Raw genomic sequence first — 22,259 nt, 5'->3', positions numbered from 1 at the left:
AAAGCGTCGGTCCTGATGATTGCCAAGCGCATGAGGCGGACGTAAGCAGACAGTCCAATCTGCTTTTCTCCTGTCTGACGGAATGACGATGACCGAAAACAAGCCCAGGACTCGCCAGGATCTTCTCGCTTTTCTCGATGGCCTCGGCATCGTCCACACGACCAAGGACCATGCACCAGTATTTACGGTGGCCGAATCGGTGGCGCTGCGGGACGAGATCCCGGGCGGCCATACCAAGAACCTGTTCGTGAAGGACAAAAAGGACCGTTACTTCCTGCTGACGGTGGAGGAAAATGCCGTTGTCGACCTCAAGCAGGTCCATACGCTTATCGGCGCTTCCGGCCGGGTCTCCTTCGGCAGGGCCGAGAAGCTGATGGAATATCTTGGCGTCGTTCCGGGTGCGGTTACCGCGCTCGGCGCGATCAACGATACCGGCAACGATGTCACTTTCGTGCTCGATGCGGATCTGATGCATGACGAGATCATCAACTGCCATCCGCTTTCCAATGACGCGACGACTTCGATTGCCAGCGCCGATCTGATACGATTCATGGAAGCGACAGGGCATAAGCCGCTTGTCTTGAAAGTGACGTCCTGACATACGATTTTAGCGCTATCAAAGACGCCGGCAGATCGGCGCGGCGGGAGATACCTATGAGCGGCAGCGACAATCCTTACAACGGTTCCTTCGGCAACCAGATGTCGGCAACGGCAAGTTATGGCGCAGTATCCCAGCCTGAGGCGGGCGGCAGCCATATCAAGGACACGACGACGGCGAATTTCGGGAAGGACGTCCTAGAGGAATCGCGCAATCAGCCGGTTCTGGTCGATTTCTGGGCGCCATGGTGCGGCCCGTGCAAGCAGCTGACACCGGTTCTGGAAAAGGTCGTCAATGAGGGTCAGGGCCGCGTCAAGCTGGTCAAGATGAACATCGACGATCATCCCTCAATCGCTGGCCAGCTCGGCATCCAGTCCATTCCGGCCGTCATCGCCTTCGTCAACGGCCGTCCGGCCGACGGCTTCATGGGTGCGGTGCCCGAAAGCCAGGTTCGCCAGTTTATCGATCGGCTCGCAGGTCCTGCGGATGCCGACCAGACTGCAGAGATCGAGGCTTATCTGACGCAGGCTGGCGAATTGCTCGCTGCCGGAAACATCAATGAAGCGGGCCAGCTTTATGGTGCCGTCATGCAGGCCGATCCGGAAAATGCCAAGGCTCTCGCCGGCATGGCCGAATGCCTGATCGCAGCCGATCAGCACGGTGAGGCCCGCCAGATGCTGAGCGAGCTGCCGGAAGAGCTTGGCAAGGATGCCGGCATCCAGGCGGTCCTGAAGAAGCTCGACCAGATCGAAGAGGCCCGCAAGCTCGGCGATCCCGTCGCCCTGGAGCGCGAGCTGGCATCGAACCCCGATCATCACGAGGCTCGGCTGAAGCTTGCCAAGATCCTCAATGTAGAGGGCAGGCGTGAGGAGGCGGCTGAACACCTCCTCACCATCATGCGCAAGGATCGTGCCTTCGATGATGACGGTGCGCGTCGCCAGCTTCTGCAGTTCTTCGAGGTCTGGGGCTTCAAGGACCCGGCGACCGTTTCTGCCCGCCGGAAGCTGTCCTCGATCCTGTTTTCCTGAGTTTGCCGCATCCACCCTTGCGTTTTTGCGCAAGGGCACCACATTTCTCGTGAGGACGGGCGCCGAAGATGCGCCCGCCGAAAGAGTGCGGGACTAGTCTTCATGCAAGTCGGCAATGCGAGATACCTGAAGCCCGGCGATCTACCGGATGAAATTGCAGTTTTTCCCTTGACCGGCGCGCTTCTCCTGCCCGCCGGCCAGTTGCCGCTCAATATCTTCGAGCCGCGTTATCTTTCGATGTTCGATTCCGCCCTGACTGGAAACCGTCTGATCGGCATGGTGCAGCCGGCACACGGCGAGCATGAAGACAAGACGCATGCTCCGGAGCTTGCGGCTGTGGGTTGCCTCGGCCGGATTACCTCTTATGCCGAAACCGGTGACGGGCGTTATATCGTCTCGCTGACGGGCGTCTGCCGCTTCCGGCTGCTGGAGGAGCGATCGCATGGCCAGCCGTTTCGCAGCTTCCGTATCGCGCCGTTCATATCGGATCTTTCTGCCGAGGATGAAGAAGAAGCCGTCGACCGCGGCGCGCTGCTGACGGCCTTCAAGGCCTATCTCGACGCCAACAAACTCGAGGCGGACTGGGAGAGCGTGGAGCGGGCTAGCAACCTTACCCTCGTCAATTCGCTTGCCATGATGTCGCCATTCGGCCCGGCCGAAAAGCAGGCGCTGCTGGAAGCGCCGGACCTCAAGACGAGAGCGGAAACCCTGATCGCCATCACCGAAATCGTGCTTGCCCGCGTCTTTGGCGATTCCGATACCGTGCTGCAGTAGAGGGCGGGATGGACGAAAAACTCAGTCGGGTCGATCCCAAGCTTCTCGAACTTCTCGTCTGCCCGCTCACCAAGGGGCGGCTTTCCTACGACCGCGAGCATAATGAGCTGGTCTCGGAAAAGGCGCGTCTTGCCTATCCGATCAGGGACGGCATTCCGATCATGCTGGTCTCGGAAGCCAGAAGCCTCGAAGACTAAGCTTCAGCTCTAGATCGCCTCACCTGCGAGCAGCTTCGGATTGTCCTTGGCAGTCGTTCCTGCCGCCTGGCCGATGAAGAAGGACTTCAGGCGGGGCAGGCGATCGACAATGCCGAGGCCGAAATCGCGGGCGATGCGGATCGGCGTCGCGTCATTGGAAAACAGCCGGTTCAATACGTCCGTGGTGACGCCCATGCGGAACGTGTCGAAACGGCGCCAGCTCTGGTAACGCTCCAGGATGTTGATGGCGCCGATATCGAGCCCAAGGCGATCAGCTTCCACGATGGTTTCAGCAAGGGCGGCCACATCCTTGAAACCGAGATTGAGACCTTGGCCGGAGATCGGGTGAATGCCGTGTGCGGCATCGCCGGCAAGCGCAAAGCGCGGGGCGACGAAGGAGCGGGCGAGTGTGAGACCAAGCGGGAAGGCGCGCTTGCCGCCGACTACCTTGAGGGGGCCGAGTTTGTGACCGAAGCGGCGTTCCAGTTCCTCCTCGAAAACCAGATCGTCGGCGGCAACAAGGCGGTTTGCGTCATTTGTCCGCTCGGTCCAGACCAGCGACGAGCGGTTGTTGCGCAGCGGCAGGATGGCAAAGGGGCCGGATGGGAGGAAATGTTCTTCGGCGCAGCCGTGGTGCGGGCGCTCGTGCTCGACGGTGGTGACGATGCCTGATTGGCCGTATTCCCAGGTCACTGTCTTGATGCCGGCAAAATCGCGCAGCCTGGAACGTACACCGTCGCAGGCAACCAGCAGGCGCGATTGCAACGCGCTGCCATCGGACAGGCTGACTTCGATATCGATATCGCTCGTCTTCAGGCCGGTGGCGCTCAGGCCATGGCGGATCTCGATGCCGAGCCGCTCGCAGGCGCTGCGCAGGGCGCCGACCATAACAACATTCGGGATCATGTGGGCAAAGGGCCGGCCATCGGCAACTTCGCCGTCGAAGGTCAGGAAGATCGGGCGAACAGGATCGGACATCTTGGAATCTGTCACGATCATCTTGGTGATCGGCTGAGCCTCCGGCTGGATCTCGTCCCAGATGCCGAAGACTTCGAGCATCTTCGTTGCGGCCGCGATAATGGCGGAAGCGCGCATATCTTTCTTCCAGGCATGTTCGGGAGCGGCCTCGACGACCGCGACAGCGAGATGCGGCGCTGCCTGCTTGACCGCCACGGCCACGGACAGGCCGACATAACCTCCGCCTACAACCAGCATGTCCAGCATAGCCCGCTCCTCTTACTTTCTGCGATCAGATGCGATCTATATAGAGCATCAGGTTACCACTTCCTACCGCCGGGAGCCGAACAAATGACGGAGCAAACGGGCAAGTCCACCGCCATGGAAACATTGATTTCGACGCTCGATATCGAGCCGATCGAGGTCGATATCTTCCGCGGCCGTAGCCCGCAGGTGGGGTGGCAGCGGGTGTTTGGCGGGCAGGTGATCGCGCAGGCGCTGATGGCGGCGCAGCGCACTGTGGACGGCGACCGGTTCATTCACTCGCTGCATGCCTATTTCATGCGTCCTGGCGACCCCTCCGTGCCGATCATCTACCAGGTCGAGCGCATCCGGGATGGGGCGAGCTTCAACACACGCCGGGCCGTCGCGATCCAGCACGGCAAGGCGATCTTCGCGCTCTCCGCCTCATTCCAGGTGGAAGAGCCGGGATTCCACCACCAGATCCCGATGCCGCCAGTGCCGATGCCGGAAACGCTGCTCGGCGAACAGCAGATCAAGGAGCAGTATCTTGCTCACGCTCCGGCGGCGGTGCGCAAATATTGGGAGCGCGAAAGGCCGATCGAAATCCGTCCGGTCTCGCTCAAGCACTATTTTACGCGTGAGAAGCTCGAACCGCGGCAGGACGTCTGGGTTCGCGCCACCGGGCCGGTGCCGGACAGCAGGCTCTATCAGGCTGCGGTGCTTGCCTATCTCTCGGACATGACGCTGCTTGATGCATCGCTGCATGCCCACGGAACGTCCATCTTCGACCAGAACCTGCAGGTTGCGAGTCTCGACCATGCCATGTGGTTCCACCGTCCCGACAAGCTCGATGACTGGCTGCTCTACACGCAGGACAGTCCGTCGGCTTCGGGCGCACGGGGATTGACCCGCGGCAGCCTGTTTACCCGATCCGGCGTCCTGATCGCGTCGGTGGCGCAGGAGGGCCTGATTCGGAAAAAGGCAAATGAATAAATAGTGTGCATCTTTATAAATTTGCGCATTATTTGTGCGCTTATTGGCCAATCATTTGCCTGTTTATTGGCGTCTTCAATTATAGTCTTTATATTTCAATAACTTATGTCGTTGTCACGAATCTGGCACGCCCTTTGAATGTCTATCGCCGGTCGCTGGTCAGGAAACCGTCAGCGGCAAGGAGAGTCGGCTCCGCGCCGAGGATAACGAAGGATGGGAAACCAGATGAAAATTGTGATGGCCATTATCAAGCCGTTCAAGCTCGATGAGGTCCGCGAAGCCCTCACGGCGATCGGCATCCAAGGCCTGACTGTGACCGAAGTGAAGGGCTACGGTCGTCAGAAGGGGCACACTGAAATTTATCGCGGCACTGAATATGCGGTCAGCTTCCTGCCGAAGCTCAAGATCGAAATCGCGGTCGCATCGGAGATCGTCGACAAGGCGGTCGAGGCCATCGCAGCATCTGCCAAGACCGGCCAGATCGGTGACGGCAAAATCTTCGTCTACTCGATCGACCATGCCGTGCGCATCCGTACGGGCGAGACCGATTCAGAAGCGCTGTAAAGAACGGCAGATCAAGGAGCCATTTCCAATGTCAATTTCGAAGTTTTCCTCCAACATCGCACGGATAGGCGCCCTTTCGGCCGCCCTCCTGGCGCCGGTCGTCGCTTTCGCGCAGGAAGCCGCCCCGGCCGCCGCCGATGCTGCAGCCGCTGCTGCTCCGGCCATGACGATGGATAAGGGCGACAATACGTGGATGCTCATCTCCACGGTGCTCGTTCTGCTGATGACCATCCCGGGCCTTGCGCTGTTCTACGGCGGTCTCGTCCGCGCCAAGAACATGCTGTCGGTGCTCATGCAGGTCTTCATGATCACGGCTGTCGTCATGATCATCTGGGTCACATACGGCTATTCGCTCGCCTTCACCGATGGCGGCTCGCTGAACAGCTTCGTCGGCGGCTTCTCCAAGGCTTTCCTGGCCGGCGTCACACCGTCTTCGCTGGCTGAAACCTTCACGAAGGGTGTAGCCATTCCGGAACTCACCTTCATCTGCTTCCAGATGACCTTCGCCTGCATCACGCCGGCCCTGATCGTCGGCGCCTTCGCCGAGCGTATCAAGTTCTCGGCTGTCATGCTCTTCGTCATCCTGTGGGTCACCTTCGTCTACTTCCCGATGGCGCATATGGTCTGGTTCTGGGGCGGTCCGAGCGCTTACACTGCTCCGGCGGGCTTCATTTACTCGCTTGGCGCGATCGACTTCGCGGGTGGCACGGTCGTTCACATCAATGCCGGTATCGCTGGCCTCGTCGGCGCTATCATGCTCGGCAAGCGCACGGGCTATAAGAAGGAAATCATGGCTCCGCACTCCATGACCCTGACCATGGTTGGTGCCTCGCTCCTGTGGGTCGGCTGGTTCGGTTTCAACGCGGGCTCCAACCTAGAAGCCAACGGCTATGCATCGCTCGCCATGATCAACACCTTCGTCGCAACGGCTGCTGCCGCTGTTTCCTGGTGCATTGTTGAAAGCTTCTCTCGCGGCAAGGCTTCCATGCTCGGTGCTGCTTCTGGTGCCGTCGCCGGTCTCGTCGCCGTCACCCCGGCAGCCGGTTTTGCCGGCCCGATGGGTTCGATCGTTCTTGGCCTCATCGTCTCGCCGGTCTGCTACTTCTTCGTCGATGTCGTGAAGAACAAGTTCAACTATGACGACTCGCTCGATGTTTTCGGCGTCCATTGCGTTGGCGGCATCTTTGGCGCCATCGGCACCGGCATCCTCGTCAACCCGGCTCTCGGCGGCGCTGGTATCGTTGACTATGGGACACCGGACTTTGCGGCAACCTATCTCGGCACCGGAGCTCAGGTATTCAAGCAGCTTCAGGGCGTTCTGGTCACGCTCCTGTGGTCGGGCATTGGCTCTGCGATCCTCTACAAGATCGTCGATGTCATTATCGGGCTGCGCGTTTCGGTCGAAGCCGAGCGCGAAGGTCTTGACCTCGCAACGCACGGCGAAGCTGCCTATCACGCCTAATCAATGGGTTTGCGGCGCCCGGCACAAGGGCGCCGCCGAACAGCCCGTCGCGGCCTATCTAACCATAAGCCGCTCTTGGCCCGGACCCCTCAAGGTTCGGGCCCTTTTCTTTTTAGCGATCCGGCATATGCATGGTTAACATCGCTTTAACCCTACTTTGATTAGGTAGAGCGGACGCATTTGGCGCAGCGAAGCATTGGCGATTCGCGTGCCCCCAGGCATTGGACGGGTTTGACATATGGCAAGAAGCACGTCGCCGGCGATGGACGGCCGTCCTGACCGGTTCTCCTTCTCGGCATTCATGCTGCGACAGATCCAGGCTCTCGCCGGCTTTGCGGTCTTCCTCGTCTTGGCGCTCGCGGTTGCAGCGCTTGCGACATGGAACGTCACCGATCCCAGCTATTCCTACGCCACCGGCAACCTGCCGACCAACATTCTCGGTTATAGCGGCGCTGCCTTTGCGGATGTCGCCATGCAATTCCTTGGGCTTGCCAGTGTCGTTTCGATGCTGCCGATCGTCGCCTGGGCGCTGGCGCTGATATCCGGCCGCCGCATCAGCCGCATTCCGGCGCGCGCCGGTGCCTGGCTTCTAGGCACCGTACTTTCCTCCGCCGTCATCGGCTGTTTTCCACCGCCGCTCACCTGGCCGATCCCGAATGGCATCGGCGGCGTCATAGGTGACATGATCCTGCGTTTTCCGGCACTCTTCGTCGGCGCCTATCCGACCGGTGTCTTCGCAACCGCCATCGGCTGCATCTTCTCTGTCCCGACGGCGTGGATGATGCTCTTTGCGGCCGGTATCGTCGGCCGCAGCGAGCTCGATGAAGAGGACGAAGAAGAGGATTATGTCGAGACGCGCAGCAAGGTGCGTGTCGTCGGCGACGAGGATGAGGACGACGATGGATCCCGCTGGATGGCCTTTAGCGGTGCGATGACGCATGCCTGGTATATGAACCAGGCGCGTTTCCGGCGGCTCTTCGGCATGGGACCGCGCAAGCGGCGCCAGAGTGACTTCGAATCGCCCTATGATTTCAACGATGACGAATTCGGCACGTTGAACGAACCGGTGCGCGCCAAGCCCGCAGCGCGTGGCGAGCGCACGGATCCTTCCATGGAGCCGCGTGCCGTATCCGCCCGCCGCGTCGTTTCTGCGCCTTCCATCTCGCTGAATGACGATGAGGACGAGGATGACGATCCGCCGTTCGATACCGACTTGCCTCCGCGTCCGGCCGATATCCTGCCAGATGACGATGATGACGACTGGATGATCCGCGCGCCGGCCAAGTCGGCCGGCAAACCCGAGCCGCGCGTCATTCCCGCTTCATCTCGTCCGAAGCCCGGCGCCCGCGTCGAACGCGAGGCGCAAGGCTCGTTCATCCGGCCGGAGGGCTTCCAGCTTCCCTCCATGCATCTGCTTGCCGAGCCGAAGAATGTGGTGCGCGATTCCACACTCTCGGCTGATGCACTGGAGCAGAATGCCCGCATGCTGGAAGGCGTGCTCGAGGATTTCGGCGTCAAGGGCGAGATCATCCACGTTCGCCCCGGCCCCGTCGTCACGCTCTACGAACTGGAACCGGCACCCGGCATCAAGTCATCCCGGGTCATCGGTCTTGCCGACGACATCGCCCGCTCGATGAGTGCGATTGCTGCCCGCGTCGCCGTCGTGCCAGGCCGCAATGCGATCGGCATCGAGCTGCCAAACCAGTCACGCGAGACCGTCTATCTGCGCGAGCTCGTTGCCTCGCGTGATTTCGAAAGCTCCAAGGCGAAACTCGCCATGGCGCTCGGCAAGACGATCGGCGGCGAGGCCGTGATCGCCGATCTTGCGAAGATGCCGCATCTGCTCGTTGCCGGTACCACCGGCTCGGGCAAATCGGTCGCCATCAACACGATGATCCTGTCGCTGCTCTACCGCATGACGCCGGAGCAGTGCCGTTTGATCATGATCGACCCGAAGATGCTGGAACTCTCCGTCTATGACGGCATTCCGCATCTGCTTTCGCCTGTCGTCACCGATCCCAAAAAGGCTGTCGTTGCGCTGAAATGGACCGTCCGCGAGATGGAAGAGCGCTATAAGAAGATGTCGAAGATCGGCGTTCGTAATATCGACGGCTTCAATACGCGTGTCGAGCAAGCACTTGCCAAGGGGGACACGATCTCGCGCACGGTGCAGACCGGCTTCGACCGGCAGACCGGCGAGGCGGTCTACGAGACCGAGGAATTCGATCTGCAGCCGATGCCCTATATCGTCGTCATCATCGACGAAATGGCCGACCTGATGATGGTCGCCGGCAAGGATATCGAAGGCGCCGTGCAGCGTCTTGCCCAGATGGCGCGTGCGGCCGGTATTCACGTCATCATGGCAACGCAGCGCCCGTCAGTCGACGTCATCACCGGTACGATCAAGGCGAACTTCCCGACCCGCATCTCCTTCCAGGTCACGTCGAAGATCGACAGCCGCAYGATCCTCGGCGAGCAGGGCGCCGAGCAGCTGCTCGGCATGGGTGACATGCTCTACATGGCCGGTGGCGGTCGCATCCAGCGTGTCCATGGTCCGTTCGTATCCGACGTCGAGGTCGAAGAGATCGTCTCCTATCTGAAGACGCAGGGCTCGCCGCAATATCTCGATGCCATCACTGCTGATGACGACGAGGATGGTGATTATGGTGGCGGTTCGGCCGGCACCGCAAATCTCGCCGATTCGGAGGATCCCTACGATCAGGCCGTTGCCATTGTCTTGCGCGACGGAAAGGCCTCCACTTCCTATGTTCAGCGCAGGCTCGGCATCGGTTATAATCGTGCTGCTTCGCTGATTGAACGCATGGAGCAGGAGGGCATTATCGGCCCTGCCAACCATGCCGGAAAACGCGAGATTCTCGTGCCCACGGACGGGGATATTCTCGACCGCTGATACAGGAAAATTTTGCGGCGCCGCCCGTCCGACGGAAACCCTGGGCCGTGTAATCCGTTACCTTTCACCGGGCGATCGCGGCGCCTTGAAGACGCCGCCTTTCGGCGGCATGCAGATCGCATACAGGAGGTTCATATGACCAACTCCGCATCCATTTTTTCCGGCCTGCCGGTAAGCCGCCGCGACGTCCTTGGCGTCTTTGCCGCTGCGGCCGTTGCAAGCGCCGTCCCGTTTCCCGCTCTCGCTCAGGTCGCACAGGCGGCCGCACCCGCTGGCAACAACGCTACGGCACAGGCGATCGCCGATCATTTCTCCGCCGTTGCCACGATGCAGGGCGAGTTCGTCCAGTTTGGTCCTCGGGGTGAACAGACTGGTGGCAAATTTTTCATCGAGCGTCCCGGCAAGCTGCGCTTCAACTATGACGATCCGTCGCCGATGCGCGTCATTGCCGACGGCAGGAATGTCGCGATCGGCAACATTAAGCTGAAGACCTGGGATCTCTATCCGCTTTCCAAGACGCCGCTCAGCCTGTTGCTTGCGCCGCGTATTGACCTTTCTGCCGGCATGGTGAAGGGCGTGAAGCAAGAGTCCGATCTGACGACGATCTCGCTCGGCAACAATACGGTGTTCGGCAACTCGACCATCACCATGATGTTCGACCCGAAGACCTATGACCTGCGCCAGTGGACGATCACCGATAATCAGGGCAAGGATACGTCGGTCATGATCTTCAACGTAAAAACCGGCATGGCCTTCGACGAGCGCGTCTTCCGTGTGCCCTACGAGGATATCAAGGGCACCTCGGCGAACCGCGACTGATCCTTTTCGGTTGATCGCCGGCCGCTTTTGCCTGTGGCCGGTTTTCTCGCTTGCACCTTTGCTCTAAAGCCTTTTCAGAGGGATCTGAAAGGGCATGGCATGAGCTTTTCCATTACCACCTGGAACATCAATTCGGTGCGGCTGCGCATGCCGATCGTCGAGCAGTTGGTGCTGAAGCACCGGCCCGACATTCTCTGCCTGCAGGAAACGAAGGTTACGAACGATCTCTTCCCGTTGGCACCGCTGCGCGCCATGGGCTACGAGCACATCATCATCCACGGCCAGAAGGGTTATCATGGCGTCGCGATCGCTTCCCGCGTGCCGCTGACCGAGGATCACCGGCAGGATTACTGCAATGTCGGCGATGCACGCCACATCTCGGCGGTCTTCCAGCGCGGCAACCGGCGCATCCGCCTGCATAATTTCTATGTTCCTGCCGGCGGCGACGAGCCGGACCGCACGATCAATCCGAAATTCGGCCACAAGCTCGATTTCATCGAGGAGATGAAGAACCTCAAGGCGAGCGCCGAGCCGAACACATCTGCCATCCTTGTCGGCGATCTCAATATCGCGCCGCTTGAGCATGATGTCTGGTCGCATAAGCAGCTTCTGAAGATCGTCAGCCATACGCCTGTCGAAACCGACGGGCTGCTCGAGGTGATGAAGCGCGGCGGCTGGCATGATCTCATGCGCCAGCACGTGCCTGCGAATGAGAAGCTTTATACCTGGTGGAGTTACCGCGCGAAGGATTGGGAAGCTGCCGACAAGGGCCGGCGTCTCGACCACATCTGGTCCTCGCCCGACCTTGGCCCGCTTCTGCAGCGCATCGAGGTGCTGAAGGAAGCACGCGGCTGGGACCGGCCGTCCGACCATGTGCCGGTGACCGTGCATCTTAATCTCTGAGACGCTTCAACTGAATCGGTGAAATTGGCTTGCGGCCTGCGCCGCAAGATCGGCAATGCTATCGCGGATGCGGTTTTCGATAATGCGTGCCGCCGAGGGATATTCTTCGATTAGGCGATGGAACAGGGCCCGCGTGATGCGAATGATGCCGGTATCTTCGCGCGCGATCGCAGTGAATTTGCGCTCTACCTGCGTCACCAATGCAAGTTCCGATATCAGCGATCCGGATTCGGCAATGGCTTCGGTCCGCCCCATGCCATCCGAGCCCGTCACGCTGAGTTCGAGACTGCCGCTGGTGATCACATAAGCACTTTCGGCGGGCGAGCCCTGACGGAACAGCATCTGCCCGGCCGCAATCACGCGACGGTCCGCGCCGAAGGCAATAAGGCGCAGCTGGTCGTCGTTCATGTCCTTGAACAGCGGCAGCTGCGCCAGCAGGAGGATATCGTCGGAAAGAGACATTCTACGGGATAATCTTGTAGCCGCCGTTTTCCGTCACAAGGATCTCGGCGTTGGATGGATCCCGCTCGATCTTCTGGCGCAGACGGTAAACGTGGGTTTCCAGCGTGTGCGTGGTGACGCCGGAATTGTAGCCCCAGACCTCTTCCAGCAGCACGTCGCGGGTGACCACCTTCTGTTCGGCGCGGTACAAGTACCGAATGATCGCCGCTTCCTTTTCCGTCAGGCGGATCTTCTGGCCGTTATCGGTGGTCAGCAGCTTCTGGCTCGGCTTGAAGAGATAGGGACCAACGGTGAAAGTCGCATCTTCGCTCTGCTCGTGCTGACGAAGCTGCACGCGGATGCGGGCAAGCAGCACGGCGAAGCGGAAGGGTTTGGTGATATAATCGTTGGCGCCGGCCTCAAGGCCGAGGATCGTGTCGGAATCCGTGTCATGGCCGGTCAGCATGATGATCGGCGCCTTGAAGCCGCCCTTGCGCAACAGCTTCACCGCCTCGCGCCCGTCCATATCGGGCAGGCCGACGTCCATGATCAGAAGATCGACAGGGTTGGAGCGGGCGGCCTGGACGCCCTTGCCCGCGGTCGCTTCCTGCAGGACCGTGAATTCCTCATACAACGACAATTGCTCCGTCAGCGTCTGGCGAAGGTCGTCGTCGTCATCCACCAGAAGAATGGTGCGTGCGGTCATGCGGGTGCGTCCTTGCGTTGGTCAGATACTCCTACGCCAAATTCCACATTTGGCAAGGATTGGCGATCTGCTGCTGTTGCTGCCTAAGGCTTCATATGGTTTCAATCGAAGCCCAAGGCAATTCAAGAACATGCGAGAAAAATGGAAAAAGCAAGGCGAGAGCGAAACGGCAAGCCTCCTACGCTCGTTGTGCGTGCCGCTCCGGGCAAAAAGAGCAGGGCTATCATCCGTTGCGGCCCGCTTGCCCTGCCTGCCGCTATCGGCCGCAGCGGCCGGACCGTGATCAAGCGGGAAGGTGACGGGGCAACGCCGATTGCTGCCATGCGACTTCTTTACGGTTTCAGGCGCGGCGAACGAAACGGGCATCTTCCCTCGGAATTGCCGATCCGGCGCATCCGCACCGATATGCTGTGGTGTGATCAATCGGACGATCCAAACTACAACAGGCTGGTGAAGGCGCCGTTCAAGCCGAGCCATGAAGAGATGAGGCGTGAGGACGGGCTCTACGACATCTGTCTGGTGCTCGACTGGAACATAACCACCCGGGCGCGCAATCGCGGCTCGGCGATCTTTTTCCATCTCATCCGGCCCGGATATGAGCCGACTGCGGGCTGCGTTGCGATCAGCGCCCGCGACATGCGCCGTCTTCTGCCCCATCTCAGAAAGGGAACGATCGTCCGCGTTCTCTGATTGTATTGCCGACAACCTGTCCTATATGGATTTTTGACCGGACGCGAGGGCTTCGATGTGTCCAGGGAAAACCGCTTCGCGGCTTCAATTCGTGCCCCATTCAATTCATGTCTTTGGCCAATTCTTCAAACTTCCGGAGATCTACTGTGACCACTCAGCCCATCATTACTTTTCACGACGGACACTCCATTCCACAGGTCGGTCTTGGCGTCTGGCAGACGCCGCAGGATATCGCTGCTCCGACCGTGCGCACCGCACTTGCCGCAGGTTACCGYCAYATCGAYACGGCGTCCGGCTACGACAAYGAASAGGGCGTYGGCGAAGGCMTCCGCTCCTCCGGAACCGATCGCAAGGATATCTTCGTCACCACGAAACTGCGTAATACCGACCAGGGCTACGACAATGCGCTGCGTGCCTTCGAGGTCAGCCTGAAGAAGCTCGGAACCGATTATATCGATCTCTATCTCATCCACTGGCCGTCGCCGCACCGTGGGCTTTATCGCGAAACCTGGAAAGCTTTCGTGCGGCTGCGGGAAGAGGGCCGCGTACGATCCATCGGAGTTTCCAACTTCTATCCCGACCATCTCGATCACATCGTCGGCGATACAGGTGTGGTTCCTGTTATCAACCAGATCGAGCTGCATCCGGACTTCCAGCAGAAGGCCGCCCAGGAAGCCCACAAGAAACTGAACATCGTCACGGAATCCTGGAGCCCGCTCGGCCAGGGCCGCTTCATTTCCAACCCGGTCATCGGCAAGATTGCTGCCAAGCATGGCAAGACGCCTGCGCAGGTCATCATTCGCTGGCACATCGATACCGGCCTTGTCGTCATTCCGAAGTCGGTGACGCCCTCGCGCATCGAGGAGAACTTCAATGTCTTCGATTTCAAGCTTGATGGTGAAGACATGGCAGCGATTGCCAAGCTCGATAGCGCCGGCGCTCGCATGGGTCCGGATCCGTACACGGCGACGTTCTAAGCGCCGTCTTCTCAGCTTCGCGCAATTAAGAAAGCCCGGCGCTCGCGCGCCGGGCTTTTGTCATGTCCGATGGGCCAGAAAGATCAGTTCCACTCGCGGATATCGACGAAGTGGCCAGCAATCGCGGCTGCGGCGGCCATGGCCGGCGAGACGAGATGGGTGCGGCCCTTGAAGCCCTGGCGGCCTTCAAAGTTACGGTTCGAGGTCGATGCGCAACGCTCGCCCGGCTTCAGGCGGTCGTCGTTCATGGCGAGGCACATGGAGCAGCCCGGTTCACGCCAGTCGAAACCGGCTGCCTTGAAGATCTTGTCGAGGCCTTCCTGCTCCGCCTGTTCCTTCACGAGGCCGGAGCCCGGAACGATCATGGCGTTGACGGTCGAGGCGACGGTCTTGCCTTCAACGACCTTGGCGACAGCGCGCAGGTCTTCGATGCGGCCGTTGGTGCAGGAGCCGATGAAGACACGGTCAATGCTGATATCAGTCATCGGCGTGCCCGGCTTCAGGCCCATATAGTCCAGCGCACGCCACTTGGAGGCGCGCTTGGTTTCGTCCTGGATATCGTCCGGGTTCGGAACGATGCCCTGTACCGAAATTACGTCCTCGGGCGAGGAGCCCCAGGAGACGATCGGCGGCAGTTCGGCAGCGTTGAGCGTGACGACGCGGTCGTAATGAGCGCCTTCGTCGGTCTTCAGGGTCTTCCAGTAGGTGATCGCCTGCTCGAGCGCTTCGCCCTTCGGCGCGCGCGGCTTGCCCTTGATATATTCGAAGGTGATCTCGTCAGGCGCGATCAGGCCGGCGCGGGCGCCGCCTTCGATCGACATGTTGCAGATCGTCATACGGCCTTCCATCGACAGCGCGCGGATTGCTTCGCCGGCATATTCGATGACGTAGCCGGTGCCGCCGGCAGTGCCGATCTCGCCGATGATGGCAAGGACGATATCCTTGGCGGTAACACCCGGCGGCAGCTGGCCGTCGACCTGCACCAGCATGTTCTTGGCCTTCTTCTGGATCAGCGTCTGGGTGGCAAGAACGTGCTCGACTTCAGACGTGCCTATGCCATGAGCCAGCGAGCCGAAGGCGCCATGCGTGGAGGTGTGGCTGTCGCCGCAGACGATCGTCATGCCCGGCAGAGTGAAGCCCTGTTCCGGTCCGATGATGTGGACGATGCCCTGGCGCTTGTCGTTCTCGGAATAATATTCGACGTTGAATTCGGCGGCATTCTTGGCGAGCTGCTCGACCTGAATGCGGCTTTCCTCGTTCTTGATGCCGAGATGGCGGTCAGCGGAGGTCGGAACGTTGTGGTCGACGACGGCAAGCGTTTTTTCCGGCGCGCGAACCTTGCGGCCGGTCATGCGCAGACCTTCGAAAGCCTGCGGCGAGGTAACTTCGTGGACCAGGTGACGGTCGATGTAGAGAAGACAGGTGCCGTCAGGCTGTTCGTCTACCAGGTGGTCGGCCCAGATCTTGTCGTAAAGGGTACGCGGTGCGCTCATGGCTAATCGTCCGTTTTGGCTGGAGCGTGGAATAAAGGATGTGGCGGAGAGGCTCCGCAGGCCGTCATTCGATCAACGAAGTCGGCTGTTGAGCGCACCGGAAACGGAGGCAAAGAAACGTGCCGGCAGGCGATAATGGTCCTGCAGCACGAAAATATGCGCACCGATGCATCTGAACTTGGATTCCATGGCGCTGGATATAGCGATTTTTGATCGAAACGGCAATTCGAATCGTCACGCGCTCTAGCGCCGCGGCATCTGCTTCATCTTCTTCTCGATCCGTCGCAGGAAGAGCGACAGACCGATCGTCAGGATCAGATAGATGTAGGTGACGATCGAATAGGTCTCGAAGAAGCGAAATGAGCCAGAGGCATAAACCTTGCCCATCTGCGTGATGTCGGCGACTCCGAGAACGGAGACCAATGATGAATCCTTTACCATCGAGACGAAGTCGTTCGAAAGCGGCGGAAAGATCACCCGGATCGCCTGCGGAAAGACGACGAGACGGAAGCGGCGGTAACGCGACAGGCCGAGCGACTTGGCCGCCTCGATCTGGCCGATATCGACCGACTGGAAGCCGGCGCGGAAGATTTCGGCGATGAACGAGGAATAACCGATCATCAGGGCAATGATGGCGCGCCACATGAGCGACAGATCACGCACGAGGATAGGCTCGGCAATACCTGCCTGCACCAGGGGTGTGATCAAGAAATTATAGGCTGCGACAACACCCGGCGCACCGACGAAGGCTATATAGAAGAGCAGCACGAGGATCGGAATGCCTCGAATGATCTCGATATAGAAGCGGGCGATCTGGCGCAGTACGATATTGTCGGAGAGACCCAGCAGCGCGATGCCCAGACCGAGCACGGTCGCCAGCACAAAGGCGACGAGCGTCACGAACACGGTAATACCGGCACCATTCACGACGGTCCGGAAGACCTGCGCGTAGATATCGTTGGTAACGATGACGACTGCGAGAACGATGCCGATCAGAACAAGGACGACCAGCCACCAGGGACGGTCGTCCTTTTCGTGTCGCGGGGATGGGGGTAACGCCATCTGCGATCGCTCGGGGACTATTGGCCCATCTTGTAGTCGAGGAACCACTTCTTGTTGAGCGCATCAAAGGTGCCGTCTGCCTTCAGGTCGGCGATGGCGGCATTGACGGGGGCGACAAGATCGGAGCCCTTGGGGAAGATAAAGCCGAAGTCTTCGGTGCCGAGCGGTTCGCCGACGACCTTCAAACCGCCATTCGAGGAATCGACATAACCCTTGGCAGCGACGCTGTCGGTCAGGACCAGATCGACGTCACCGGTCTTCAGGGCCTGTACGGTCGCACCGAAGGTTTCAAAGAGTTTGATGCGCGGGTTCTGTTCGTTGCCGTCGAGGATTTCGTAGACGGCGGTATAGAAAGGCGAAGTGCCGGGCTGGGCGCCGATCAGGCCATCGCTGAGGGCGCCGAAGCTTTTGGCGTCAGTGAAGCGCTTTTCGTCGCCACGAACCAGCATGAACTGCTGCGAGCGCATGTAGGGGTCGGAGAAGTCGACCTTCTGCTTGCGGTCGTCCTTGATGGTGATGCCGGTCATGCCGATATTGTACTGGCCGTCGGACACGGCCTGGATCATCGCGTCCCAGCTGGTGTTCTGGTACTCGACCTTGAAATTCAGCCGCTTGGCGATCTCGTTCATCGCGTCATATTCCCAGCCGATCGCCTTGCCGGATTTGGGATCGACAAACTGCAGCGGCGGATAAGCATTTTCCGTCACCACGACAACTGTCTTGCCGCCGAGGTCCGGCAGGCTGGCGGCGAAGGCTGCGAGCGGCGAAAACATGACGGCGGTCAGGCCGGCAAGAACGGTGCGGCGAAAGAACATAATGTGGCTCCCCAATATTTGAGTGGCAGAATTGTCATGGAAGATGTGCTCATGGCAAGGCTGCAGGCATCGCCGACCCGCGCAAAAAAGAAAAGGCGGCCCAAAGACCGCCTTCCCCATGCAATGATTTTCGCTTTCGCGAGAAGCTTACTCAGCCGAACCTTCAGCAGCGGCTGCTGCTTCTGCGGCGGCCTTTGCTTCAGCGGCTTCGGCTGCTGCCTTCTCGGCGGCGAGAGCCTGCGCTGCTGCAACCTTTTCAGCTTCGATCCGTGCCTTTTCCTCGGCAAGGGCCTGACGCTCTGCATCGTTGAGCTTGCGGGCGCGGGTGCCGGTGTTCTCGACGATACGAGCGGACTTACCGCGACGGTCGCGCAGGTAGTAGAGCTTGGCGCGACGGACCTTACCGCGGCGAACGACTTCGACGCTTTCGATCAGCGGGGAGTAAACCGGGAATACGCGCTCGACGCCTTCGCCGTAGGAGATCTTGCGGACCGTGAAGTTTTCCTGCAGGCCGCCGCCGGAGCGGGCGATGCAGACGCCTTCATAGGCCTGAACGCGGGTACGGTTGCCTTCCGTGACCTTCACGTTGACGCGGACGGTATCGCCCGGGGAAAATTCCGGAAGCGTGCGCTTGGCTTCGATCTTGGCGGCCTGTTCGGCCTCAAGCTGCTGAATGATGTTCATCGTCTTAACCTTTGGTTATTCTGAAACAGCCAGAGCGCTCACACTGTCCTTCGGTCTATGCCTCCGGAGTTTGCCCTTGCGAGCGGGAGCGGGTTCGCCATTCTTTGTTTGCTGGCAGACAGGGTTAAACCCCATTTCCGCGTGCGCCAATACACGAAAGACTTCCGCTTGTCATCCCTTGGGCGACAAATTTATGAAATCAGCCGCCTTTTCCGGTCTTCTGCGCTGCAAGAAGATCGGGGCGTCTTTCCTTCGTCAGGGAGACGGCCTGTTCGTGGCGCCATTTCTCGATCGCGCCGTGATTGCCCGACGTCAGGATCGCCGGAATCTCACGGCCTTCCCATTCCTGCGGACGGGTATAGTGCGGATGTTCCAGCAGCCCGCCTTCGAAACTTTCATGCAGGCCTGAGAGGTCGTTGCCCATGACGCCCGGCAGGATGCGGACGATCGCGTCAAGCACGATCAGCGCCGCCGGCTCGCCGCCTGACAGTACGTAATCGCCGATCGAGACTTCCTCGAGCTCGCGCGCGTCGATTACCCGCTGGTCGACGCCCTCGAAACGGCCGCAGATGATGATAACGCCATCGCCGGCTGCCAGTTGCCGCACACGCTCCTGCGTCAGCGGCTTGCCGCGCGGGGTCATCAGCAGTCTCGGGCGGGTGTCGTTTTCAGAGGTGCTGTCGATGGCGCGGGCGAGTACGTCGGGCTTCAGCACCATGCCGGCGCCGCCGCCAGCAGGCGTGTCGTCGACGGTGCGATGCTTGTCAGTGGCAAAATCGCGGATCTGCACGGCATCAAGCGACCATTGTCCGCGCTCTGCCGCCTTGCCTGCGAGAGAAAATCCCAGATGACCCGGAAACATTTCCGGGTAAAGTGTCAGAACGGTCGCCCGGAAAGCCATGGCGCCTACTTCTTTTTCTTCGGCTTGGCGGGAGTGAGGCCCTTCAGATCATCGGGATCGTCGATGAGGCCGGCGGCAAGCGGATCAATGAGCAGCTTGCCGGCTTCGAGGTCGATTTCAAGCACGGAGGCTTCCGAAAAGGGGATCAGCACTGGACGCTTGCCGGGGCCTTTGAGTTCCAGAAGATCGCCGGCGCCGAAATCGAAGACTCCGGTCACGGTGCCGTAACTGATGCCCTGATCGTCGAAGGCTTCGAGCCCTTCCAGATCGGCATAGAAGAACTCGTCGTCCTCCAGTTCCTCGTCCGACAGGTTGTCGCGTTCGATGTAGAGTTCCAAGCCGTTCAACGCCTCGGCGGCGTTGCGGTCGTTGACGCCGCGGAAGCGGACGACGACCATATTCTTCATCTCGCGCAATTCGAGAACCTCGAAAATGCGCCCATCCATGCTGTGCAGGTGGCCATAATCGCCGAGCGCGGTCGGGTCGGCCGTGTAGGCTTTTACACGCACCTCGCCGCGAATGCCCTGGGCGCCACCGATGGTCGCCATCAGCACCGGGTTTTCAAGCTTGGTCATGGGGTCCTTCATTCGAACGCAGGCAAGAAGCCGAGATCACGCTTCTCATAAACGAAGTGCGCGGGAATGGAAACGAAAACGGGCGGCATGTCGCCATGCCGCCCGTTCAGATGGGATCGAAACCGATTATTCGGCGGAAGCAGCAGCTTCAGCGGCGTCAGCAACCTTCTGAGCCTTTTCGGCAGCGCGCTCCTGAGCCTTCTTGCCCGGCTTTGCCTTTTCCGGGTTGTTGCGGGTTTCGCGCTTGGAGATGCCGGCTTCGTCGAGGAAGCGCAGAACGCGGTCCGTCGGCAGGGCGCCCTGATCGAGCCAGTGCTTGATCCGCTCGCCGTTCAGCTGAACGCGCTTTTCATCGTCCTTGGCGAGCATCGGGTTCCAGGAACCGAGGTTCTCAAGGAAACGGCCGTCGCGCGGGCTGCGCGCATCGGCGAGAACGACGTGGTAGTACGGGCGCTTCTTGGAACCACCGCGTGCGAGACGAATTTTCAGTGCCATGTTTTTACTCCTTAGGCTTTTCTTGAGCCGCTTCGTTGAGCGGCATGGTTATCGGGCTGCGGCGCTCTGTTCAGCGTGGTCCGCAGCGATCTGCTCATGATGCCGGATGACTTCCTTGATGACGAAGTTCAGGAACTTCTCGGCGAAATCCGGATCCAGATGCGCATCTTCGGCAAGCTGACGAAGACGCGTGATCTGGTATTCCTCGCGCGCCGGATCGGCCGGCGGCAACTTGTACTTGGCCTTCAGCACGCCGACCTCTTTGGTGCAGCGGAAGCGTTCGGCCAGGATATGAACGAGTGCCGCATCGATATTGTCGATCGACTGGCGGTAGCTCGAAAGCTGGGCTTTGACGTCTGGATCAATCATGGGGCAGGCGATCCTTTCACTTCTTCTTCGGCAATCCGGGCAGGCCCGGGAAACCACCACCGAGGCCCGGCAGCTTCGCGCCGCCAAGACCGGGCAATCCGCCCGGCAAGCCTCCGCCTAGACCGGGCATACCCCCACCCGGCTTTCCGAGACCCGCGGCTTCTGCCTGCTTCTGCAGCGCTTCAAGCTGCTTCGGGTCGATATTCGAGAGATCGGGCATGCCGCCCATGCCGCCGAGGCCCCCCAGCCCCATCTTGCCGGCAAGGCCGCCCATCATCTGCTTCATCATGCCGCCTTTGCCCTTGCCGCCCATCATCTTCATCATGTCGGCCATCTGCCGATGCATCTTCAGAAGCTTGTTGATGGCAGCCGCATCCGTACCGGAGCCGGCAGCGATGCGCTTCTTGCGCGAATGCTTGAGCAGGTCGGGATTGGCGCGCTCGGCCTTGGTCATCGACTGGATGATGGCGATCTGGCGGCCGAACAGCTTGTCGTCCAGGCCGGCAGCGGCCATCTTGTCCTTCATGCCGGCCATGCCGGGCATCAGGCCCATGATGCCGCCCATGCCGCCCATCTTCTGCATCTGACGCAGCTGGTCGGCGAGGTCGTTCAGGTCAAACTTGCCCTTGGCCATCTTGGCGGCCATGGCAGCCGCCTTTTCGGCGTCGATGTTTTCTGCAGCCTTCTCGACGAGCGAGACGATGTCGCCCATGCCGAGGATACGGTCGGCGATACGACGGGGATGGAATTCCTCCAGCTCGCCCATTCGTTCGCCGACGCCGATCAGCTTGATCGGCTTGCCGGTGACGGCGCGCATGGAAAGGGCCGCACCGCCGCGGCCATCGCCATCCATGCGGGTCAGCACAAGGCCGGTGATGCCGACACGCTCGTCGAAGCTGCGAGCGAGGTTCACGGCGTCCTGGCCAGTCAAGCTGTCGGCGACCAGCAGGATTTCGTGCGGGTTCGACTTCTTCTTGATATCGGCCATTTCGACCATCAAGGGTTCATCGATATGGGTACGGCCGGCGGTGTCGAGAATGACGACGTCATGGCCGCCGAGCCTGGCTGCCTGAACGGCGCGGGCGGCGATATCGGTCGGAGACTGACCGGCAATAACGGGCAGGGTGTCGATGTTTGCCTGAGCGCCGAGCTGGCGAAGCTGCTCTTGCGCTGCCGGGCGGCGCGTGTCGAGCGATGCCATCAGCACCTTCTTCTTCTCGCGCGTCGTCAAGCGATTGGCGATCTTTGCCGTGGTCGTCGTCTTACCGGAGCCCTGCAGGCCGACCATCATGATGACGACCGGGGCGGCTGCATGAAGGTCGACACCGACACCTTCGCCGCCGAGCATCTCGATCAGTTCGTCATGGACAATCTTGACGACCATCTGGCCTGGCTTGATCGACTTCAGGATCTCCGCGCCGACAGCCTTTTCACGCACACGATCGGTGAAGGAGCGCACGACTTCCAGCGAAACGTCGGCTTCCAGAAGCGCACGGCGAACCTCGCGCAGCGCTGCGGAAACATCACTTTCCGAAAGCGCGCCACGGCCTGTCAGTCCATTCAGGATGGAACCAAGACGGTCCTGGAGGTTCTCAAACATCG

General features: G+C 60.2%; 24 protein-coding genes. 12 read left to right on the top strand and 12 right to left on the bottom strand.

The genetic code is table 11. The features are described from left to right. Positions 1 to 88: 88 nt before the first annotated feature. The 4 genes from AC1DF8_RS08410 (at position 89) to AC1DF8_RS08395 (ending at position 2,597) form a co-directional block, all read left to right on the top strand. Positions 89 to 598, top strand: coding sequence for a prolyl-tRNA synthetase associated domain-containing protein (locus AC1DF8_RS08410; protein ID WP_113013498.1), 510 nt, complete (start codon positions 89 to 91; stop codon positions 596 to 598). A gap of 56 nt (positions 599 to 654) precedes the next feature. Continuing rightward, positions 655 to 1,626, top strand: a complete 972-nt coding sequence (trxA, locus tag AC1DF8_RS08405; protein ID WP_112545686.1) for a thioredoxin — start codon at positions 655 to 657, stop codon at positions 1,624 to 1,626. A gap of 102 nt (positions 1,627 to 1,728) precedes the next feature. After that, positions 1,729 to 2,400 (top strand): LON peptidase substrate-binding domain-containing protein, encoded by a 672-nt coding sequence (locus AC1DF8_RS08400; RefSeq protein WP_477995710.1) that lies wholly within the window; start codon positions 1,729 to 1,731, stop codon positions 2,398 to 2,400. Between the two features lie 8 nt (positions 2,401 to 2,408). Next, complete coding sequence (locus AC1DF8_RS08395) at positions 2,409 to 2,597, top strand: Trm112 family protein (protein WP_112545684.1); 189 nt, start codon at positions 2,409 to 2,411, stop codon at positions 2,595 to 2,597. A 9-nt stretch (positions 2,598 to 2,606) separates the two neighbouring features. Here the strand turns inward: AC1DF8_RS08395 and AC1DF8_RS08390 are convergent, their stop codons facing one another. After that, the gene (locus tag AC1DF8_RS08390) at positions 2,607 to 3,821 is read right to left on the bottom strand and encodes a ubiquinone biosynthesis hydroxylase (protein WP_477995707.1); all 1,215 of its coding nucleotides are present in this window, start codon (positions 3,819 to 3,821) and stop codon (positions 2,607 to 2,609) included. Positions 3,822 to 3,905: 84 nt separating this feature from the next. On the opposite strand from AC1DF8_RS08390, the gene tesB reads away from it, so the two are divergent. The 6 genes from tesB to AC1DF8_RS08360 all read left to right on the top strand — a co-directional run bounded on the left by tesB (position 3,906) and on the right by AC1DF8_RS08360 (position 11,449). Beyond that, complete coding sequence (tesB, locus tag AC1DF8_RS08385; RefSeq protein ID WP_113013325.1) at positions 3,906 to 4,790, top strand: acyl-CoA thioesterase II; 885 nt, start codon at positions 3,906 to 3,908, stop codon at positions 4,788 to 4,790. Positions 4,791 to 5,003: 213 nt separating this feature from the next. Further along, entirely contained in the window at positions 5,004 to 5,354 is a 351-nt protein-coding gene (locus AC1DF8_RS08380; RefSeq protein WP_007814595.1) for a P-II family nitrogen regulator, read from the top strand. Between the two features lie 28 nt (positions 5,355 to 5,382). Continuing rightward, positions 5,383 to 6,816, top strand: a complete 1,434-nt coding sequence (locus AC1DF8_RS08375; protein ID WP_112970783.1) for an ammonium transporter — start codon at positions 5,383 to 5,385, stop codon at positions 6,814 to 6,816. 238 nt (positions 6,817 to 7,054) lie between these two features. Continuing rightward, positions 7,055 to 9,727 carry an FtsK/SpoIIIE family DNA translocase gene (locus tag AC1DF8_RS08370; protein ID WP_477995706.1) on the top strand — a complete coding sequence of 891 codons (2,673 nt, stop codon included), beginning with the start codon at positions 7,055 to 7,057 and terminating at the stop codon, positions 9,725 to 9,727. Between the two features lie 135 nt (positions 9,728 to 9,862). Then, on the top strand, positions 9,863 to 10,546 hold the full coding sequence (locus AC1DF8_RS08365) for an outer membrane lipoprotein carrier protein LolA (RefSeq protein WP_112545679.1): 684 nt from the start codon (positions 9,863 to 9,865) through the stop codon (positions 10,544 to 10,546). A gap of 99 nt (positions 10,547 to 10,645) precedes the next feature. Beyond that, a complete protein-coding gene (locus AC1DF8_RS08360) occupies positions 10,646 to 11,449 on the top strand; it encodes an exodeoxyribonuclease III (RefSeq protein ID WP_112545678.1) in 804 nt (267 codons plus the stop codon). A 6-nt stretch (positions 11,450 to 11,455) separates the two neighbouring features. Here the strand turns inward: AC1DF8_RS08360 and AC1DF8_RS08355 are convergent, their stop codons facing one another. Together AC1DF8_RS08355 and AC1DF8_RS08350 are read right to left on the bottom strand one after the other, a co-directional pair. Then, entirely contained in the window at positions 11,456 to 11,911 is a 456-nt protein-coding gene (locus AC1DF8_RS08355; protein ID WP_112545677.1) for a cyclic nucleotide-binding domain-containing protein, read from the bottom strand. Between the two features lies 1 nt (position 11,912). Continuing rightward, entirely contained in the window at positions 11,913 to 12,596 is a 684-nt protein-coding gene (locus AC1DF8_RS08350; RefSeq protein WP_112545676.1) for a response regulator transcription factor, read from the bottom strand. Positions 12,597 to 12,737: 141 nt separating this feature from the next. On the opposite strand from AC1DF8_RS08350, the gene AC1DF8_RS08345 reads away from it, so the two are divergent. Continuing rightward, on the top strand, positions 12,738 to 13,286 hold the full coding sequence (locus AC1DF8_RS08345; protein WP_477995703.1) for a L,D-transpeptidase family protein: 549 nt from the start codon (positions 12,738 to 12,740) through the stop codon (positions 13,284 to 13,286). Between the two features lie 146 nt (positions 13,287 to 13,432). Beyond that, positions 13,433 to 14,263: an aldo/keto reductase gene (locus tag AC1DF8_RS08340; RefSeq protein WP_477995701.1), complete on the top strand. Its 831-nt coding sequence runs from the start codon at positions 13,433 to 13,435 to the stop codon at positions 14,261 to 14,263. An 83-nt stretch (positions 14,264 to 14,346) separates the two neighbouring features. On the opposite strand, the gene leuC is transcribed toward AC1DF8_RS08340, so the two are convergent. From leuC to ffh, 9 genes are all read right to left on the bottom strand, one after another. Beyond that, positions 14,347 to 15,756, bottom strand: coding sequence for a 3-isopropylmalate dehydratase large subunit (gene leuC / locus AC1DF8_RS08335; protein ID WP_112545673.1), 1,410 nt, complete (start codon positions 15,754 to 15,756; stop codon positions 14,347 to 14,349). A 243-nt stretch (positions 15,757 to 15,999) separates the two neighbouring features. Then, entirely contained in the window at positions 16,000 to 16,818 is an 819-nt protein-coding gene (locus AC1DF8_RS08330; RefSeq protein ID WP_113013320.1) for an amino acid ABC transporter permease, read from the bottom strand. Positions 16,819 to 16,835: 17 nt separating this feature from the next. Then, on the bottom strand, positions 16,836 to 17,633 hold the full coding sequence (locus AC1DF8_RS08325; protein ID WP_112545671.1) for a basic amino acid ABC transporter substrate-binding protein: 798 nt from the start codon (positions 17,631 to 17,633) through the stop codon (positions 16,836 to 16,838). 147 nt (positions 17,634 to 17,780) lie between these two features. Further along, on the bottom strand, positions 17,781 to 18,317 hold the full coding sequence (rplS, locus tag AC1DF8_RS08320) for a 50S ribosomal protein L19 (RefSeq protein WP_112545670.1): 537 nt from the start codon (positions 18,315 to 18,317) through the stop codon (positions 17,781 to 17,783). Positions 18,318 to 18,516: 199 nt separating this feature from the next. After that, the gene (trmD, locus tag AC1DF8_RS08315; protein ID WP_477995699.1) at positions 18,517 to 19,218 is read right to left on the bottom strand and encodes a tRNA (guanosine(37)-N1)-methyltransferase TrmD; all 702 of its coding nucleotides are present in this window, start codon (positions 19,216 to 19,218) and stop codon (positions 18,517 to 18,519) included. 5 nt (positions 19,219 to 19,223) lie between these two features. Next, entirely contained in the window at positions 19,224 to 19,793 is a 570-nt protein-coding gene (gene rimM / locus AC1DF8_RS08310) for a ribosome maturation factor RimM (RefSeq protein WP_112545711.1), read from the bottom strand. Positions 19,794 to 19,919: 126 nt separating this feature from the next. Continuing rightward, positions 19,920 to 20,288: a 30S ribosomal protein S16 gene (gene rpsP / locus AC1DF8_RS08305; protein WP_112545668.1), complete on the bottom strand. Its 369-nt coding sequence runs from the start codon at positions 20,286 to 20,288 to the stop codon at positions 19,920 to 19,922. A 48-nt stretch (positions 20,289 to 20,336) separates the two neighbouring features. Next, positions 20,337 to 20,657 carry a chorismate mutase gene (locus tag AC1DF8_RS08300; RefSeq protein ID WP_112545667.1) on the bottom strand — a complete coding sequence of 107 codons (321 nt, stop codon included), beginning with the start codon at positions 20,655 to 20,657 and terminating at the stop codon, positions 20,337 to 20,339. Positions 20,658 to 20,673: 16 nt separating this feature from the next. Further along, on the bottom strand, positions 20,674 to 22,257 hold the full coding sequence (gene ffh, locus AC1DF8_RS08295; RefSeq protein WP_112545666.1) for a signal recognition particle protein: 1,584 nt from the start codon (positions 22,255 to 22,257) through the stop codon (positions 20,674 to 20,676). Positions 22,258 to 22,259: the final 2 nt, after the last annotated feature.

The sequence above is a fragment of the Rhizobium sp. 05N49 genome (assembly GCF_056396805.1).
This window is presented reverse-complemented; position numbering and strand designations above follow the sequence as displayed.